We start from the raw sequence: 19,107 nt of genomic DNA on the forward strand, positions 1-19,107 counted from the left end.
AAAAATTGACTTGGCCGTTGAATAAAACATTCAACATTGCCGCACGCTTGACATTTTGTTTAGTTTTCAAAGAACATCGTTTTTATCGTTTATCTCAACGACATTAATTATTATATTACATTATTTCATAGAAGTCAACAGTTAATAATATTTTTTTAATTTCTTCTTTTATAGAATGGCCGCTTGTCATTAGAGTTATTCAACAAGTTATTACGTCGAATTTATGAACATTTTGTGAACGTTTTTAACAAGCAGCTTTTATAATATAGCACCTTCCAAATATAAAGTCAATAATTTTTATATAAAAAATTATAATGGTGATGTATTCAAAAATAAAAAGAGGCCTGAACCTCATATCTCATCCAGCCCCTTTTTACAGAACGATTTGATCAATAGCCAACAAAGCTGCCATTCCAGGAATACCTAAAAAACCAGAAATTGCAGCTGTAACGAAGTTAATTGGAATATGAAAACCGATGAATGTACCAAAAGAATTAATAATAAAAAGACCTAATGCCCCAAGCATAACTTTTATAAGCCCCCTACCTACCAATCGGATGGGCTTGATCGGGGCTCCTAATATTAACATTAGACCAATCAAACCGCCAAGAATGACGACAATAGTGATTGGTTCAAATGTATTTACATCCATTATTTTTTCCCCTTTCATACTTTGTCCAATTGGCTATTATCATTTGTATGAAAGGAACATGCTAAAAAGTACAATTGATAGACAATTTATTTATAATTGGCTGTTAAGTTGCGGATTTTTGCTTCTCTAACTAAATAGAAGTATTTTGCTTCAGTAATTTTCAAGTCATTAATAAGCTTTACATTCGGATCAATACTTTTTTCTACTAATATTTTATTTCTCATCCATTCTTCTTTTAGTTGATTTAATGATTCCCATAGTTTTTGATCCGTTTCTTTTTTAAGTTTTCCTTTCCGGCGAAAAAACATCTACAAATCCCCCTAGTTCCTATAATTCACGTCGTCCTTCCAATGCTTTGGATAAGGTTACTTCGTCGGCATATTCTAGATCTCCGCCTACTGGTAAACCATGAGCTATTCTAGTAATGCGAATTCCAGATGGTTTGACTAAACGTGAAATATACATAGCCGTTGCTTCACCTTCAATATTCGGATTTGTAGCGAGAATAATTTCTTTTATTTCTTCATTTTGCAGGCGCTTTAATAGTTCTGCTATTTTAATATCTTCCGGTCCGATGCCATCCATCGGTGAAATTGCGCCGTGCAACACATGGTAAAGTCCATGATATTCTTTCATTTTTTCCATTGCAATAACATCTTTCGGGTCTTGAACAACACAGATAATACTACGATCGCGATATTGATCATTACAAATAGAGCAAGGATCTTTGTCTGTAATATTAAAACAAACAGAACAATGCATCAGATTTCTCTTGGCATTTACTAACGCCTTTCCAAAATCCAATACATCTTCTTCTTTCATTTTTAATACAAAAAAAGCCAGACGAACGGCCGTTTTTGGTCCGATACCTGGCAATTTCATAAAGCTGTCAATAAGCTTTGCAATCGGTTCAGGGTAATACATAATTTTTTATCTCCTCTATTTCTTCAGCTAACCCAATTTAAACATTAAAATAAACCAGGGATGTTTAATCCTTTCGTAAATTGACCCATTGTTTCATTCGCCTTTTCATCAACTTTCTTCAATGCATCATTTGTTGCAGCAACAATAAGGTCTTGAAGCATTTCGATGTCATCAGGATCAACAACTTCTTCTTTAATCTTTACTTCTTTCACGACTTTTCCGCCTGTCACAGTTACAGTAACCATACCGCCGCCGGCAGTTCCTTCAAAAACCATCGCTAATAGTTCTTCTTGTGACTGTTGGATTTTCTTTTGCATTTTTTGTACTTGTTTCATCATATTATTCATATTTCCCATTCCACCACGCATTGAGTGAAACCTCCCTTTAATCCTTTATTTCAATTAAATCAGAACCAAATAATTTTTTTGCTTCTGCAATTAACGGATCTTCTTCTTGTGTTTCTTCAGCACTTTCATTTTTTTGTTCCCTAATATAAGCTTCCTTAATAGCTTCCCATTCTTCATTTGTAATGGCATGCATTTTTAAATCAAGCCCAGTCGTTTCTTTTAGAACTTTTTCTATTATATTTCGTTTTTGACTAGCCGCCATTTGACAATGAAATTCGTGCTTAAAGGCTAGAACGAAAGCAGTTTTTGAAGCAGCAACAACTTTTGCATCAAGAACGACTGCTTGGGCAGCTATTTCGCGAGCTTTTAATTTTTCAAGGAACATTCCCCATTGATTGGATAGCCAATTCAAATCTTGTTTCGTGGCGTTTTTTAGCATCTCCTTAATAATCCCAACGGATGCTTTCGTTTGCCTCATGGTGGACGTTTTCATTGCTCTTTTTTCTTTGTCTTGTAAATTTTCTTCTGGATATTTTTGCTTTTCAGCAGTAAATCCTTTTTCTTTCCACTCATTCAGTTCCGCTTCTAACCGATTTATCCGCTCTATGAGCATTCCTAATTGATCATTGGAAACACTCGGCGTATCTTTTTGCAGCTGACATATTTTTACGAGAGCCAACTCTAAAAATATTCTAGGATGATTTGTCCATTTCATTTCTTGTTGGCTTTCATTCAGTTGATGAATAATTTTGTAAATATGACTAGCTGATGTTTCACTAGCAATTTTTTTAAACGTATCATCAACGACTGCCCGCTCAAACATCCCTTCCAAATGAGGAGCTGTTTGATATAACAACATGTCCCTAAAATAAAAAATAAGATCTTCAATAAATCGGGTTGGTTCCTTGCCGTGTTTAATCAATTGATCAACTGTATAAAGAGCTCCAACGACATCATGATTTAACAAGCTTTGGGCTGCTTCTGTTAAAAATTGCTGAGAAACCGCTCCTGTGATTGATAAAACATCATCTGCAGTAATTTTATCTCCGCTAAAAGAAATCGCTTGGTCAAGCAAGCTTAAAGCATCACGCATGCCTCCTTCAGCAGCTTTGGCAATCAAAGGCAATGCCTGATCTTCAGTCGCAATATTTAGCGAGTCTGTGATTTCTCGCATCCGCTCAACCATCGCTTGATGCGGGATACGCTTAAATTCAAAGCGCTGACAACGAGATATAATAGTAAGTGGTATTTTATGCGGCTCTGTTGTAGCTAAAATAAAAATAACATGTTTTGGAGGCTCTTCCAATGTCTTTAACAAAGCATTGAAAGCTCCAATGGAAAGCATATGAACCTCATCGATAATATATACTTTATAACGAACAGCGCTCGGCGCGTATTTTACTTTATCGCGAATATCACGGATTTCTTCAACACCGTTATTGGAAGCTGCATCAATTTCAATCACATCGGAGATCGAACCGTCCATAATTCCTTTACATGCAGCACATTCATTGCACGGTTCGCTTGTCGGTGCTTTCTCACAGTTTACAGCTTTAGCCAAAATTTTTGCAGCACTCGTCTTGCCGGTGCCGCGTGGGCCTGAAAATAAGTAAGCATGGGAAAATTTTTCTTGAATAAGTGCATTTTGCAATGTTCTCGTTATATGCTCTTGACCGACAACATCATGAAAAACTTGTGGTCGCCAAACCCTATATAATGCTTGATAAGCCATTTCCCATACCCCCTTTTCAGCCATTTTTTACACAGTTTTTCCGAAGATAATTATACCTGATTCAAGAGTATTTTTCCAAAAGTTTGAGGAATACTTGCTATTTTACAATTTTTCATCAAAAACATTTATTGATAGGGCCTTTAGTCAATTGGAAGCTGTTTATTGAAATTTAAATACTATTAGACATTTTCTTCTATCTTTTCTCACCCCATAATATGACCTGTTCTTTTGCTAATATTAAATTGTGGAGAAATCTATCAACCTTAATTACAATCTTCTCTTTTTTCATTTTCTTAAAAAAATAAGAGGATTTCCAAACAGAATAGTGAAAATCCCCTTCCAAGAAAATAAAAAAGGATGCCAAACGCAAAAAATAAAGCATTTGGACATCCTGTCTTGATCACTTAGCTATGTAAGTGTCGTGCACCTTCTGTCGATATGGCAGCCATAAGCGTTACTTAAGCAGTTAGCTCGGCCCAGGCAACCCTACGGCACACGGGATGATCCACTTACTGCTGCTTCCTTCCGGACCTGACAGGGTTCGTGGGTTCCCGTTGCGTAGGACCCAGGCTTCAACGCCACTTACTTAAGGCAGGCCTTACAGCTACCAACCTCGAGAAGGGATTCAGCCTCGCTACAGCGGATTGCGAGTACAGGGCACCGCTACCTCCCCGCTTAGCACGACAACCTAAGTATATAGTGTTTTTTATTAAAAATCAACAAGCAGGGGGGTGGTAATTGTTTGAACAATTAACAAGGATTATTTTTACATTCAGTTTCCTTTTGCTGTTTTTTTCTTTCTCGCAGCTTTTTAAAAAAATTACTTAGCAAAAAAGAGCATTCTTCCTCAAGAACTCCGCTTTTTACTTCTGCTATGTGATTAAAACGGTCATCCTGCACTAAGTTCATCAATGTGCCTACGCAGCCACCTTTTGGATCAAAAGCACCAAAGACAACTCGATCAACCCTTGATAGAACAATTGCACCTGCGCACATCGGACACGGTTCTAACGTGACATATAAAGTTGTTCCTGTAAGTCTCCAAGTCCCTAATTTTTTGCATGCCTCATCAATAGCCAACAACTCCGCATGAGCAATCGCTCTTTGTTCACTTTCGCGTAAATTGTGTGCTCTTGCTATGATGGTGCCATCTTTAACAATGACCGCACCAATCGGAACTTCTCCGATAGATTCCGCTTTATTAGCCTCTTCTATAGCTATTTTCATATAATATTGATCATCGAATTCCGTCATGTTCTTCTTCCTTTTAAACTTATTTCTATATAATAGCTTAATTTTATTTTGAATAGAGAAGATAGAGAAAAATTCAATTGCTTTATTTGGTCTCCTCATATTAGTATAACCAGCACTTCGATTTCTGTAAAAAGCATGATTGCTTAACAAAATGCATAGGTATAAGTGATGAAAAAAGGAGGGGAGTTTATGCAAATTCATGTAGTTCAGCCAAATCAATCACTGTTCGGAATATCCCAAGCATACGGCACGACACCGCAAGCAATTGCCCAGGCAAATGAAATATCATTACAAGAAACACTTGTCGTTGGCCAAGCGCTCGTCATTCCGATCGTTGGCCAATTTTACTGGGTACAACCCGGCGATACTTTATTCTCTATAGCTCAAAGATTCGGAATTAGTTATCAAAGGCTTGCCCAAGTGAACAACATAAATATAAACCAACCATTAACCGTAGGATTAAGGTTGTATATCCCTGAAGGACCGAAAAGAAATGGGGAATTTAATGCCTATATTGAACCAATGGGAGATACGGTTAGTCCTCAATTAGAACAAGCAGCAAGAAAGCACGCACCATTTCTAACGTACTTAGCACCTTTCAGTTTTAATATCCAACGAGACGGCAGTTTGAAAGAACCTCCATTAGATGATTTTCCGGCCATCGCCAGACAAAACAATGTCACTCTCATGATGGTCGTCACGAACTTAGAAGAAGGGCAATTTAGCAATGAATTAGGAGCCATCATTTTAAATAATGAGGACGTTCAAAACAGGTTGCTAAACAATATCATTGCTACTGCCAATAAATATGGTTTTAGAGATATTCATTTTGATATGGAGTTCCTTCGTCCTAGAGACCGTGAAGCCTATAATCAATTTTTGCGAAAAGTTAAACAACAGCTTCCAGAAGGATTTTTATTATCTACAGCTCTAGCTCCAAAAACAAGTGCCACTCAAAAAGGGGAATGGTATGAAGCTCATGACTATAGGGCTCATGGTGAAATCGTAGACTTTGTTATTATCATGACATATGAATGGGGATATAGCGGTGGACCGCCAATGCCTGTTTCTCCGATTGGGCCAGTTCGGCAAGTGTTGCAGTATGCGATAACTGAAATTCCTCCGTCTAAAATTATGATGGGGCAAAATTTGTATGGCTATGATTGGACACTTCCATTTAGACCAGGGGAAGAATATGCTAGAGCAATTAGCCCGCAGGCTGCTATTAGGCTTGCTAGAGAACATAACGTGGCCATTCAATATGATTATAACGCACAAGCCCCACATTTTAATTACCGCGACCAACAAGGAAGGGAACATAAAGTTTGGTTTGAAGATGCCCGTTCCATTCAAGCTAAATTTAATTTAGTAAAAGAGTTAGGTCTTCGTGGAGTAAGCTATTGGAAATTAGGATTGCCATTTCCGCAAAATTGGCTGCTCATCCAATCGAACTTCAATATTGTGAAGCGTCAATCGTAAAATAAAAAAAGAGAGCTTACGAATTGATTGTTAAAAAACCATTTATTTGAAAGCTCTCTTTTTATATTTTTTATAGTGACTGAAAATGAGGGCTATCTAAATCTCCCCCAGCGGCGTTCGCGCAAGCGGTCAACGATTGTCATGTCCCTTTTATGGGCTTGCTCTTTTTCATGGAATAAATTTTCTTTTTCACGGTCTTCCGCCTTTTGTTGTTCATTATATTTTTCATTGATTAAATTTCGTATCAGCTGGCTTTGACTAATTGATGTTTGAAACTTCTGGTAATGGCGTTCTCTTAGTTCCTCTATTTTTTTAACTTCTTCCTGTGAAATTCGCAACGTAATCGTTTTATACATCGCTTTCCCCTCCTAAAGTAAGGGTACTATACCTCTTTTAAAAAAGATGTCGATTCAGGAATAGAAATTTTGACTTTTATTATTGTTTATTATCGAATATTACATGTTATTAGGAGGGGGTTTTGTTAGTTCTTGTTAAAATATTGTTCACTTGCTATCTTTTTTCTTTACCGGTACCCAAATTTCACTATAAACATTTTCCATTGTCTCTTTATGTTTCGTGAAAGAAATCCCAGGAAGATCTACTAATTCATAATCAGAAGAAGGCAACCATTCTGAGTAAATCCTCGCCATTGTTTCTTGCATCACAGAAGGAAATGGCCCTTGAACAGGGAAAATCGCCCATAAGCTTTCTTCAATTGTAATTTGCTCTAAATCATCAAATGGATTGTCTTTTGTTGTTGCAAATCCAATCATATGAGTTAGATGCCCTTTTTCCTCTAAGTACCCTTCATCAAAATCATAAGATACATTTAATACTTGATACGGATATAAATCAGCTAATTGATGCATTTCATTTCTTTGTTTTTCTTTAATTGATTGTGCCAGTTCTAAGATGGCTTGGTTAACACCTTCAAATTGAATCGGCACTCTTTTCGATACACCGACTACATTAAATTTTTCTTTTTTCTCAATTTTGAATTCCATTGATTTTCCTCCTCTAATATCTATAAAAAAAGAAAATTTGGGAAATGTTTTTTGAATTTTGTTTTTCGCTACTTCCGAAGGCAAAAAACCGCTCCATTCCCGAAAGGCTCGGGAAAATCCTTCGACAGATTGATAGCCATATTTATAAGCAACATCTGTAACCTTTTCGCCGTTTATTAATTCCTCATTCGCAACGGACAATCTCCTATTTTTGATATATTCATTCAATGACATCCCTGCGATATACGAAAACATTCTTTTGAAATGATAAGATGATGTTCCTACAATTTTAGAAATATCTGTATCAGAGATATCTTCCGTTAAATGGGCTTCGATATAATCCATTAAATGATTAAATTGTTGTAACATCCATTTCCCTCCTTTACAAGTCCATCATATCTTTAAAATTTTTGATTGACTTGATATTTTTCATACAAAATTTATCGGAATCCATTTCACCATTTTTCTAACGCTTGATCCTTGTCTTATTTTTATCCAAATAAAAAAACATCTGTTCCCTTCGTGGGCACAGACGCAAATATTGTAAAGAATTATGCTACGCTTTTTATGTTGACATTCGTCTTCTTTTTCCATGGTTTTAAATAAGAAATTATAAAAATGAAAACCGTAACCGCTATTTGAAAGTAAACAGCATAGAGCCTCCATTCATGGTTTTGAATAAAAACAGGATTCGTTAATGCCATTTCTTTTTGAGTTTCAAGTAAATTCATATTAGCCATCATTAAATGATCGACAATGAAAATTCCGACAATCGTTTGTACCATATAAAGAACAAATTTAACGCCAACCCATCTATGTTTAAAAAAGCCCCAATTTGTAAAGAACCCATACACGAAACCTATTAATAAAGTTCCTACTGCACCAAATCTAATGATTTGATCGCTAATGATAATAATGTTTTTATAAGCTAGCAAAGTCTCATCGTAGGTTGAAAAATCAATCGTAAGATTTATCGATAAAGAACTAAGAATTCCTCCAAAAAATAATACTACTAATAAAACATGAATCATTTTTAAATACTTCATGCTTTTCGGTCCTAATTTTTTCATGACCAATAACCCCTTTCGATTTATTTTAAGAACTAGCTCGCACTGTTTTATATGTTGTTTATTTGTTAAAACCATCATAATAAATAAAAATTAATTCCCTCTTAAACAATTCTTAACTATTTCTTAAATCATAAAAAAAGGACTTCCTAAAGTGGAAATCCTAAAAGTGAACCATATGTTAAGAACTGTTTTGAAATCCTTTAATACTCTTATTATTTTTTAAACCGATAGCCCACTCCCCATATCGTTTGAATATATTTCGGGTTAGATGGGTCTTCCTCAATTTTTTCTCTTATTTTTCGAATATGGACGGTTACGGTTGAAATATCTCCATAAGCCGAGTCCATTCCCCAGATTCTCTCAAATAATTCTTCTTTCGTAAACACACGATCAGGATTTGATGCGAACAATGCTAATAAATCAAATTCCTTTGCCCGTAAATCTTTTTCCTCTCCATTGACAAAAATCCGTCGTGAATTAAAGTCAATGTGCAGTCCTTTTATATGAATTTCATTTCGATCATTATTTTTACCTACGAGCCGTTCATACCTTGATATGTGAGCTTTCACCCTTGCGACAAGTTCACTTGGATTAAAAGGTTTCTGGATATAATCATCCGCACCTCGATCGAATCCGCGTATTTTATCAATATCTTCTTTTCTCGCAGAAACCATTAAGATTGGAATATCGAGCTTTTCCCGTAATTGCCTGCAGACTTCAAATCCATCGATCCCTGATAACATTAAATCTAAAATAATAAGGTCATATTTGTTTTTTTCAGCCATCTTTAAGCCTTCTTCACCAGATGTTGCTATTTCGCAAGAGTAACCACTAACTTCTAAATAGTCTCTTTCTAATTGAGCTATTTGCATTTCATCTTCAATAATTAAAATTTTTTTCATTAAAAATTAGCAAGGGTCCCCTGATTATAAAAACATCATTCAACATCTGTCAGGGAGGAATCTATCAGATACGGGACATACAAGTATCTGAAAATTCCACCTTGCCTCCTCCTTTCTACCGAATTGAAATCATTACAATAGAAAATTGAAAAATTTAAGGTTAAACCTGCGCTTTGACAATTACGTATTTTCAACACACAACAATTAGGTAAACATTTCTCGTTCAGAAAACATGGATAGAAATAAGCAATGTTATTCCCTTTGTCAAACTTCATTGGTCATTTTGTGATGATGACACTTTTTTAAGTGTAAAACAAATGCTTGTACCTACCCCTTGTTCGCTATCAGCCCAAACTTTGCCTCTATGTTCTTCAATAATTTTTTTCACGATGGCAAGCCCTAGACCACTGCCGCCTGTTGAGGAATTTCTTGATGCATCTGTCCGGTAAAAACTTTCAAAAATATATGGAAGATCTTCTTGGGCGATTCCAGATCCATTATCTTTAATTTCAACTGTAACTTTCTCGTCGTCAGAAGTTAAATAGACATCAATTTTCTTCCGTTCCTTATTCATATATTTCAAGCTATTTTGGATGATATTAGTGACAACTCGCCTTAACTGTTCACGATCGGCTTCCACTATAAAATTTTCATTTTTATTAGCATGAAGACTGGCCGTTCCACCTTCTTTTTCTAAGTCAAAGCCAATCTCTTCAATAAAATCGGCGAAAAAAGAATATAAATCAACTTGATCAAACTCAAACGGGATTGACTCAAGATCTAATTTGGAATATTGGAATAAATTTTCGATCAGTTTTTCCATATCGTTGGCCGTTTTATAAATGGTGTTCATATACCGTTCTAATTTTTCTGGCGTATTGGCAACCCCATCTTGAACACCTTTTACATAGCCTTTAATCGATGTTAAAGGTGTAAATAAGTCGTGGGAAATGCTCGCAATGAGCTCTTTTCGGTTGCGTTCATATTTTTCTTGATCTGCTTTTGCTTGCTTTAAGCGAAGTCTCATCATTTCAAAAGTGTTGGAAAGCTCACCAAGTTCATCCTTCTTTTCAGATGCAACACTAAACTCTAAATCACCTTCACTAATTTTCCTAGCTGCAATCGTTAGTTTTTTAATCGGTTTAATGATGCTTCTAGAGACGAAATATGTTAAGAATCCATTCGTTATAACTAAAATGAGTACAATCACAATAAATCTCAATTTAAAGAAAAGTTGGAAATCTACATCTTGCAAGTTACCTTTATAAACGGAAAACATCAAATGGCTTAAGATTACCTCAATGATTATAAAACCAGCAATCGGAATGACAATCATCCCAATATTCGATAATAATAATCGTTTTTTTATTGACATCGTGTTCACCTACTAATAAAGCTTTAAAAACAATTAATGTTATGAAGAGTTTAACATAACACACATTTTATTTTCAGCGTTTCTAGTTATGAACAACCGAATAATAATGGTGAAAAAAATCAATTGACTTGCCAAAATATAACAAATACAATCCTAAATATAATGTCAGAAAATTTGTAAAAATGGAGAGATTTTATGAAAAGTCTAATTCTATATGGGTTTGACATGAAAAATCAGCCAACATTACTTAGTAAAATAAAGTCTTCTTTCGAAATCATTCGAGTAGATTTAGCTTGGGAATTGTTTTTAGATGGAAAAGGTAAAACTGTCGAAGGATTGCTTACAATTCCTGAGGGAAATCCAAGAGTTCAATGGTTTGATATTAACAAATGGCTTCATAAAGCATTTAGTTCCCATGTCGATATGCTTTCAAATAATTCAAAAAAAGCTATTGTGACTGTTATCCCAAACTGTACTCCTGATGTTTTAGAATTTGTACAAAGAACGTGTTCTATTTATTGTGCTAAAGTCGGGACTTTAAATATAAATAAGCATCAGTTAGAAGAAAATAAAATTATTGAAGAATTGAACCATTTTTTTGAGGATAGGGACACAGAATTTATACAGGATGGTTGGGTGCCTCCTATTATAAATTACAAAGAGCCAAATACTCCTTTATTTGAAAAATGTTCAAAACAAAAAGGGGATGGAAAGTTTACATGGTTGGCGGGATTTTTAGGTTCTGATCGGTTATTTGCTCAAATTTATCACTTGCCTTCTAATTCAAGTGGCAACCGTTTACATAGTCATTCAGATGTAGATGAAATGTACCTCGTTTTAGAAGGTGAAGGTTTTATGAAAACGAACAGAAAAGAAATTCCTATTAAGCAAGGTGATATCATAACGAAACCTAGCGGCAGCGGACTTCAAACGGAATTTATTGCTGGCGAGAAAGGAATCACAATCCTTGACATTGAAGTATGGTCCCGCATCGATCAAACTGATGTTGTTCATTACCCTGAATATAGTGAAATTTTATTACGTGGTAAAGGACTTAATCATGCATTTTCCACAGAAGGTAGTACGTCAGGAAATGACATTATGGAACATTATAATCAAACCTATAAACGTGCTCTTGATGGAAGTAAAGTATTTGAAATAAAAGAGTAAGTGAAAAATGTTTCTTTATAAGTTAAGCGATATTTTTCCTGTATGCTCTATGTCGTTTCTTGAAGTGAAATAGAAATAGATCCATACGAAAACACACAAAAACCCCTTGCAAGATGCAAGGGGTTTTACTAACGGCCCCGAGAGGATTCGAACCTCCGACGCACGGTTTAGGAAACCGACGCTCTATCCACTGAGCTACGGGGCCATATATAAAATTATTGTCACATACTTATTATAAAGAAAATGACCAAATTGTAAACCCTCAGTCATCCTATAATATCCCAGTAAAAGCACTCTCTCTGTATACCTTTCAGATTTATTTTGATGCTCAATAAGAGACCCTAATTATTGGATGTGACATATAAATACTATAACTCTATTAAACTACTGAATATTTTCAGCCAAAAAATCGCAAATCTTTCGATTCAAGTTTTACCGTTCTTGGAATAGCCACTAGAATCAAAACCTTTATGAGAAAAGTCTGTTGGAGTAAACAAGCTTTCAGAACAAACGCTCACGAGAGTTTTCTCGGAGAAAAAATGGTCATTGGTGAAATGTTAGAAAAAATTAACAAACAGCTGCCAGTTTTTAAGATATCGTAAAAGTAAGGATTGTATATATTTGAAACTCCAACCTTTGAAAGGAGGGGGAGGCTAGTGACAGTATTACTTAAGGCAAAAAATGTATCAAAAGTCTACCAAATGGGTGAGGTTACTGTCCAAGCCCTGAAAGATGTCAGTTTTGAAATCTATAAAGGAGAATTCATTGTCGTTCTCGGTCCAAGCGGATCTGGGAAAAGTACGATGATTAATCTCATTGGCGGCATGGACACAGCTAGCTCAGGAGAAATTTATTTTCACGATCAGCCGCTCCATCATGTTAACGAAAAAACATTAACGGAATATCGGCGCAATGCGGTTGGCTTTGTTTTTCAATTTTATAATCTCATGCCAAATTTAACGGCCTATGAAAATGTTTTATTGTCGACCCAAATTGCTAAAAATCCTCTTGAACCGATGGAAGTTTTGCAGCAAGTTGGCTTAGGCGAACGTGCCAACCATTTCCCGGCGCAACTATCAGGAGGAGAACAACAAAGGGTTGCAATTGCAAGGGCTGTCGCCAAAAACCCTGAAATTTTACTATGTGATGAGCCAACGGGAGCCCTTGACTTTTCAACAGGCATACAAGTACTAAAGCTTTTGCGAGATTTTAACAAAAATTACGGTAAAACAGTGATGATAATTACCCATAATGCTGGTATCGCTGCCATGGCAGACCGCGTTTTTTATATTAAAGATGGAAGATTAGAAAAGATTCAGGTGAACGAACATCCTTCTGAACCGGAGGAGGTGACCTGGTAATGCTCTGGCGAAAAATGTTTAGAGATATGATGGAAAATAAAATTGCTTATATTGCTTGTATCATTGTCATCGCAATCGGACTAACAACTTATACATCGATGTCAACAGCAAAAGATAATTTATTTATGGCAAAAGATGAGTTTTATAAGAAATATCACTTTGCTGATGGTTTTGCACAAGTTAAAGCGGTTCCCTACGAAAAAGTTGAGGCGCTTTCCAATATTGAAGGCATTGATGTAGTGGAAGGCCGGCTTGTCAAAGATGTCAGAGTGTTAATGCCAGACACCACAGAAAATATTTATCTCAGACTCATTTCTTTAAATCACCTTGAGGGAAATAAGTTAAACGGCATTCATCTCATTAGAGGCTCACTTCCAGAAGCAAATCACCGACAAATTATTTTAGGTGAAAAATTTTCTGATGCCCATCAATTAGAAATTGGACAAAAAATCAATGTAGCAATTGAGGGGAAACGGGTTGAACTTGCAATTACAGGAAGTGGACAAAGTCCAGAGTATGTTTATGCACTAAAAGACCTGCAAAGCATCGCTTCGGATCCGAGAACGTTTGAAGTAGCTTATGTACCTTATGAGGATATGGAAATGTTGTTTGACCAAAAAGGATTAGTGAATGATGTTTCTTTTACACTAGAGCCCGGCTTCGAATTTGATGATGTAAAAGAGAATCTTAAAACAGCGTTGGAACCATATGAACTTGAGGCCCTTTACGCCGCCGAAGATCAAATGAGCGAAGCGATGCTCTCACAGGAGCTGGAAGGTTTAGAAAAAATGGCGGCAAGCATTCCATTCGTTTTTCTTATTATTGCAGCCATTATTTTGTATATCATGGTGAAGCGGCTCGTTGAATCTCAAAGGGGACAAATAGGGACAATGAAGGCCTTTGGCTATGGAAATAGAGAAATATTGATTCACTATTTGAGCTATGGGCTGTTTATCGGAACCATCGGTGGCGTTTTAGGCGGATTGTTTGGAACCGCCCTTTCAACAAGTATGATCGATCTATATCAAGACTTTTTTAGTTTACCAAGCCTCCAATCACAATTTTCACTGAAATATTTTTTGATTGGTATTGTCTTGGCGATTTTATTTAGTATGGCTGCTGCCTTTCAAGGAGCTCGCGGAGTTACGAAGCTTCAGCCCGCAGAAGCGATGCGTCCGCCTATTCCTATTATTACAAAAAAAGCTTGGATTGAAAAAATCCCAGGGATACTACGTCTTTTTAATGTTCAAGGACGTATGGCCATTCGGAATATATTAAGAAATAGAAACCGCAGCCTATTTACGTTTATCGGTATTGTTTTTACGTTCAGCTTGATGGCTTCCTTTTTTTCACTCGGCACTATGGCCGACAGGATGATTTTAGACCAGTTTACAAAGGTACAAAAGCAGGATGTGAAATTAACATTTTCCAAACCGCTTCCACGAACAGAAACAATCCGGGAACTGCAAAATTTAGAAGGGATCAAGCTAGTGGAACCTTTTTTGGAGGTGCCGGTCTCTTTAAAATTTTTAAATCATAAAATGGATGTCGTTGCTCTTGGAATTATAGAAAACTCAACACTTTATAATGTCTTTGATAAAGAGGGCAAGCGTTTAGAGATTCCTAAAACAGGCATGATGGTTTCTGAACAAGTGGCAAAGGAGCTTGGTATTCAAGCCGGTGATGTCATTCAAATCGACAGCATTATGGCAAAGGATACGGAAATGAAAATGAAAGTAGAAAAAATAATTCCGCAATTCATCGGTGCAAATGTCTATTTAAATCAAAATGTATTGATTGACTTGTTAAAGCAAGGTGAAATGGTGACTTCTGCACTTCTTTCGATTGACCCGAGGTTTATAGAAGAGATGAAAAATAAATATGAAACATCAAAGTTTGTGAGCACAATCGAGATTAGACAACAATCTATTGAAAAATACAACGAACTCATGGAATTGACATCATACATGCTAGGAGTTATGGCTATTATTTCAATTATTACAGGTTTTTCCATCGTCTATAACTCTAGTATTATTTCTTTGGCAGAAAGAAAAAGAGAGCTTGCCTCCTTGCGTGTTTTAGGCATGACGCCCCGAGAGGTGATGGAGGTTATCTCCGTAGAACAGTGGTTGATCGGCTTTGCTGGCATATTGGCAGGGATCCCTTTTGCAAACCTAATTAATAAAGTATTATCCAAAAGCTTGAGCAGTGATTTATTTACAATGCCTGACGTTACTTACCCTGATGCGATTGTTCAAGCTTTACTAGGCACCATTTTCGCTATTTGGATTTCACAACGTTCCGTTTCGCGCAAAATTAAACAGCTTGACCTTGTTTCCGTTTTAAAAGAAAGAGAATGAAACATGAGGGTAGTTTACAATTTCATATATAGACTTCGATTTCCGAAAATCGGGAGGGACGGTTATGGAAACCCATATAAAATGGATTATTACAGCAATTTTAGTACTCGGGATTGGCAGTTATTTTGCATATTCTCAAACAAAACCCCTTCATACAGAGCTACTTGAAGTCAAAGAACAAACGGTTGCACAAGAATTTAAAGAGGAAGGGATAGTAACCTCCTCTCTAGAGCAGCCAATTTTTAGTGAGATTAGCGGGAAAATCGTAAAAATGCATGTAAAGGAAGGACAAAAGGTCAAAAAAGGAGAGGTGCTCGCTGAGATTGAGGCAAAAGATCTTGAATTTCAACTTAGACAACTGCAGGCACAGCTCGAAAGCATTAAAGGTCAGGAAAAACAAGCATATAAAAGCCCGTACTCTGCACAAGTTAAACAGCAGCAATTAATGATTGAGGAAACAAAACGCCAACTCGAGATTGGTAAAAATAATTATGAAAAAATAAAATCTTTATATGACAGCGGGGCTGTATCTAAACAAGAGCTTGATGATGCAGAAAATAAAGTTAAACAGCTTGAAAATGCCCTCCTGCAACAGGAGCAAGCATTAAAGTTAATTGAAGAGCAGGCAGAACCGATGCCAGGCACTTCCCAATATTATAAAGGATTGCGGGAATCTGTGAATGAGCAAATTGCTCACCTCGAGTATTTACTCAGTTCTAAAAAAATTATGGCACCAGTGGATGCTGTCATAAAAGAACTGTCTGTAAAAGAAGGGGCGATGGTGACTCCGCAAACCCCATTAATGACATTAAGTGATGATAATAATCTCGAAGTAGAAGTGTATCTTTTAACGGAAGATGTTATCAATGTCAAAGAAGGAATGATCGTTGAACTTATTCAAAAAAGAAAAAATGGCGATTATTCCTTTAAAGGACAAGTAAAATCAATAGCTCCGGCAGCAGAGGAAAAAATATCGGCGCTCGGTTTAACAGAGCAAAAAGTAAAAGTAACCGTTGTACCTGATCAAAAGGAATCACCTGAATTGCGCCCAGGCTATGCACTTGATGTCGTTTTTACAACATTGGTACAAGAAAATAAACTAGCTGTGCCAAAGGTTGTCCTTTTCCCAACAGAAAACGGTGGGGATGCTGTATGGGTTGTTAAAAACGGCAAGGCTAAGATGCAAGAAGTAAAAACAGGCATGGAAACCGATGAACTTGTAGTTATTGAAGAAGGCCTAAAAGCTGGGGATTTAGTGATTAAAAATCCTCAATTGGAAGGTTTGAAAGTGGGAAAGGCCGTTCAACAAAGTAACAAATAAAGAAAAACTAATTTACATTTTTTAATAGGATAGATAAAATCAGGTGGAGTTACTTACTCCACCTATTTTTAAAAGGTCTCCATTTTCCCCCTGACTTTGCGTCTTTTAAGTTATTGCTTTTCTGGAGCATTTGCGTACTTATCAATTTTTCATTCATTCTTTGTTTATCATTTTTTATTTCTATATTATTTTAACCTTCATTAATTTTTATACTCCAACGTTATATCAGTTAAGTGGCTAATTTTTTACGTTTTTCTTTTTGTTCTAGTTGATCCTTTCTGTTATCCTATTATAAAATAATTTTAATTTTCTAATCCTTCTTTATATCTTCAAATATAGTAGTAACAATTGCCTATAATTCAGTTTATAATAATAAATATATCAGAACATCGAATGGGAGGGCAGATCGTATGAAATGGCCTGTAGGCAGGAAATTGTATACTGGTTTTATTTTACTCCAATTGATGATTATCGGTACTGGATTTATTGGTGTAAAAGGAATGGACAATCTTAATAACGAAATGAAAGAAATTACAACTAGCTGGATGCCTGGTGTTGAAAGCATTAATAAAATAAGATATTTTACCGAGCATCTTCTTACATTAGAATTTAAATATCTTATTAATGCGGACGATGAAATTTCTCAAAAACTATTATCTGAAATGGAGAAAACGATAGCTAATATAGAAAATGAACTTAATAATTATGAAAAGACGATTATCCTCAAGGAGGACCGTGGACATTTTGAAATTTTGAAAAAAGAGTTGCAAGAATATAAATCCATTCATAATAACTTTTTATTAATGGGAAAACAAATAGATATTTATAACAGAGACACTAATATAAACGAAGAGGAAATTACCGCAACGATCAATGCTGCCGATAAAGCTTTTCAAGAAATACAAGCTCAGCTTAATACTTTAGTAGCTTTTAAACATGAAGGAGCGCTTAATTCTGTCAGCGAAGGTGATCATACATACAATGCCGGTAGAAATTTAATGTTGATCGTCATCGTTTCAGCGATTTTATTTGGAATTATTGTTGCCTATGTTTTAACGCAAATGATTAAAAAACCGCTTGAAAAAATCAATGCTAATGTCAAAGAGATCGCCACTGGAAATTTAATGAATGATTCCATTCAAGTTAAAAATCGAGATGAGTTAGGGGTTCTTGCAAAAGAAGTAACAACAATGACAAAAAATTTATCTCATTTAGTCCGACAAGTTGGTTATCATGCCCAACATGTTGCCGCAGCTACGGAACAAGTAAATGCCAATGCTGAACAAACTGCAAAGGCAGCTAAACAAATTTCATCCTTTATTCAAGAAGTTTCTGCAGGTTCTGAATTCCAAGTAAAAGGAGCCGAAGAAGGTGCAACTGCCGTTGAGGAAATGGCTATAGGAATTCAACGAATTGCTGAAGCGGCTTCCAGTGTTGCAGATTCAACCGCTGATGTTTCTCAAAAAACAAATGACGGAAATGAAGTTATTCAAAATGTTGTCCAACAAATGGCAACTATCCGCGAATCTGTTAATGATTCATCAGTTGTTATTCAAAAATTAGGAGAACGTTCACAAGAAATAGGCAAAATTATTGAAGTTATTACAGGCATTGCCGACCAAACAAACTTGTTGGCATTAAATGCAGCCATTGAATCGGCAAGAGCTGGTGAGCACGGACGAGGCTTTGCTGTTGTTGCAGATGAAGTGCGCAAACTCGCTGAACAATCTAGAAACTCAGCAAATCAAATAGCGAAATTAATTGAAGAAATTCAAGAACAAACCAGATTAGCAGTTGAACAGATGGCAAAAGGTACGGAAGAAGTAGAAAGAGGTACAACAGTCGTCCAAAATGCTGGTGATATGTTCTCAGCCATTTCGAAAGCAATTTCCGACGTTAGCATTCAAATTGAAGAAGTCTCTTCAATTTCTGAACAACTTTCAGCAGGATCTCAAGAAGTAACAGCAACAATTGAAGAACTGGCACAAATTGCGAGAGAATCATCTAAAAAATACAAAGAAATCGCTGCGTCTTCAGATGAAACGCTTAATTCCATTGAAGAAATCACTTCTGCAACAACATCGCTTAGCGAAATGGCTCAAACACTGCAAAAAGAAATCAATAAATTTAAAGTTTAAAAAAGCCATAAGTGTACG

The 19,107-nt window shown here is 35.9% G+C and carries 17 protein-coding genes, 1 tRNA gene and 1 other RNA gene; 6 read left to right on the forward strand and 13 right to left on the reverse strand.

All coding sequences use genetic code 11. The features are described from left to right. Positions 1–373 precede the first annotated feature (373 nt). The 7 genes from HR057_RS11195 to tadA form a co-directional block, all read right to left on the reverse strand. The gene (locus tag HR057_RS11195) at positions 374–652 is read right to left on the reverse strand and encodes a pro-sigmaK processing inhibitor BofA family protein (protein WP_230474436.1); all 279 of its coding nucleotides are present in this window, start codon (positions 650–652) and stop codon (positions 374–376) included. Positions 653–738: 86 nt separating this feature from the next. Next, positions 739–960, reverse strand: a complete 222-nt coding sequence (locus tag HR057_RS11200; protein WP_173731531.1) for a YaaL family protein — start codon at positions 958–960, stop codon at positions 739–741. A 19-nt stretch (positions 961–979) separates the two neighbouring features. Further along, positions 980–1,576, reverse strand: coding sequence for a recombination mediator RecR (gene recR / locus HR057_RS11205; RefSeq protein ID WP_173731532.1), 597 nt, complete (start codon positions 1,574–1,576; stop codon positions 980–982). 44 nt (positions 1,577–1,620) lie between these two features. Next, entirely contained in the window at positions 1,621–1,944 is a 324-nt protein-coding gene (locus HR057_RS11210; protein ID WP_173731533.1) for a YbaB/EbfC family nucleoid-associated protein, read from the reverse strand. 16 nt (positions 1,945–1,960) lie between these two features. Beyond that, positions 1,961–3,655 carry a DNA polymerase III subunit gamma/tau gene (dnaX, locus tag HR057_RS11215; protein WP_173731534.1) on the reverse strand — a complete coding sequence of 565 codons (1,695 nt, stop codon included), beginning with the start codon at positions 3,653–3,655 and terminating at the stop codon, positions 1,961–1,963. Positions 3,656–4,074: 419 nt separating this feature from the next. Then, positions 4,075–4,339: signal recognition particle sRNA large type (gene ffs / locus HR057_RS11220), an RNA gene on the reverse strand. 66 nt (positions 4,340–4,405) lie between these two features. Beyond that, positions 4,406–4,909, reverse strand: coding sequence for a tRNA adenosine(34) deaminase TadA (gene tadA, locus HR057_RS11225; protein WP_173731535.1), 504 nt, complete (start codon positions 4,907–4,909; stop codon positions 4,406–4,408). Positions 4,910–5,098: 189 nt separating this feature from the next. Between tadA and HR057_RS11230 the strand changes: the two genes are divergently transcribed. Beyond that, entirely contained in the window at positions 5,099–6,388 is a 1,290-nt protein-coding gene (locus tag HR057_RS11230; RefSeq protein ID WP_173731536.1) for a glycoside hydrolase family 18 protein, read from the forward strand. A gap of 92 nt (positions 6,389–6,480) precedes the next feature. Here HR057_RS11230 and HR057_RS11235 read toward each other — a convergent pair whose 3' ends face one another. The 5 genes from HR057_RS11235 to HR057_RS11255 all read right to left on the reverse strand — a co-directional run bounded on the left by HR057_RS11235 (position 6,481) and on the right by HR057_RS11255 (position 10,739). Further along, positions 6,481–6,744: a hypothetical protein gene (locus HR057_RS11235; RefSeq protein ID WP_173731537.1), complete on the reverse strand. Its 264-nt coding sequence runs from the start codon at positions 6,742–6,744 to the stop codon at positions 6,481–6,483. 147 nt (positions 6,745–6,891) lie between these two features. Next, on the reverse strand, positions 6,892–7,761 hold the full coding sequence (locus HR057_RS11240; protein WP_173731538.1) for an AraC family transcriptional regulator: 870 nt from the start codon (positions 7,759–7,761) through the stop codon (positions 6,892–6,894). A 182-nt stretch (positions 7,762–7,943) separates the two neighbouring features. After that, positions 7,944–8,462: a DUF2269 family protein gene (locus HR057_RS11245; RefSeq protein WP_173731539.1), complete on the reverse strand. Its 519-nt coding sequence runs from the start codon at positions 8,460–8,462 to the stop codon at positions 7,944–7,946. 212 nt (positions 8,463–8,674) lie between these two features. After that, the gene (locus HR057_RS11250; protein ID WP_173731540.1) at positions 8,675–9,364 is read right to left on the reverse strand and encodes a response regulator transcription factor; all 690 of its coding nucleotides are present in this window, start codon (positions 9,362–9,364) and stop codon (positions 8,675–8,677) included. Between the two features lie 271 nt (positions 9,365–9,635). After that, entirely contained in the window at positions 9,636–10,739 is a 1,104-nt protein-coding gene (locus HR057_RS11255) for a sensor histidine kinase (RefSeq protein WP_173731541.1), read from the reverse strand. Between the two features lie 195 nt (positions 10,740–10,934). On the opposite strand from HR057_RS11255, the gene HR057_RS11260 reads away from it, so the two are divergent. Next, positions 10,935–11,909 (forward strand): cupin domain-containing protein, encoded by a 975-nt coding sequence (locus HR057_RS11260; RefSeq protein ID WP_173731542.1) that lies wholly within the window; start codon positions 10,935–10,937, stop codon positions 11,907–11,909. 132 nt (positions 11,910–12,041) lie between these two features. Here HR057_RS11260 and HR057_RS11265 read toward each other — a convergent pair. Beyond that, positions 12,042–12,114: transfer RNA gene (locus tag HR057_RS11265), tRNA-Arg, on the reverse strand. Positions 12,115–12,565: 451 nt separating this feature from the next. Here HR057_RS11265 and HR057_RS11270 point away from each other — a divergent pair. The 4 genes from HR057_RS11270 (at position 12,566) to HR057_RS11285 (ending at position 19,089) form a co-directional block, all read left to right on the forward strand. Next, positions 12,566–13,270, forward strand: a complete 705-nt coding sequence (locus HR057_RS11270) for an ABC transporter ATP-binding protein (RefSeq protein WP_329955876.1) — start codon at positions 12,566–12,568, stop codon at positions 13,268–13,270. After that, positions 13,270–15,630 carry an ABC transporter permease gene (locus tag HR057_RS11275; RefSeq protein ID WP_173731543.1) on the forward strand — a complete coding sequence of 787 codons (2,361 nt, stop codon included), beginning with the start codon at positions 13,270–13,272 and terminating at the stop codon, positions 15,628–15,630. The genes HR057_RS11270 and HR057_RS11275 overlap by 1 nt, the downstream gene beginning before the upstream one ends. Before the next feature lie 64 nt (positions 15,631–15,694). Continuing rightward, positions 15,695–16,951 (forward strand): efflux RND transporter periplasmic adaptor subunit, encoded by a 1,257-nt coding sequence (locus HR057_RS11280; RefSeq protein WP_173731544.1) that lies wholly within the window; start codon positions 15,695–15,697, stop codon positions 16,949–16,951. A gap of 410 nt (positions 16,952–17,361) precedes the next feature. Then, a complete protein-coding gene (locus tag HR057_RS11285; protein WP_173731545.1) occupies positions 17,362–19,089 on the forward strand; it encodes a methyl-accepting chemotaxis protein in 1,728 nt (575 codons plus the stop codon). Positions 19,090–19,107: the final 18 nt, after the last annotated feature.

This window comes from Calidifontibacillus erzurumensis (assembly GCF_013303125.1).
In the GTDB taxonomy this organism is placed as follows: Bacteria; Bacillota; Bacilli; order Bacillales; family Bacillaceae_J; genus Calidifontibacillus; species Calidifontibacillus erzurumensis.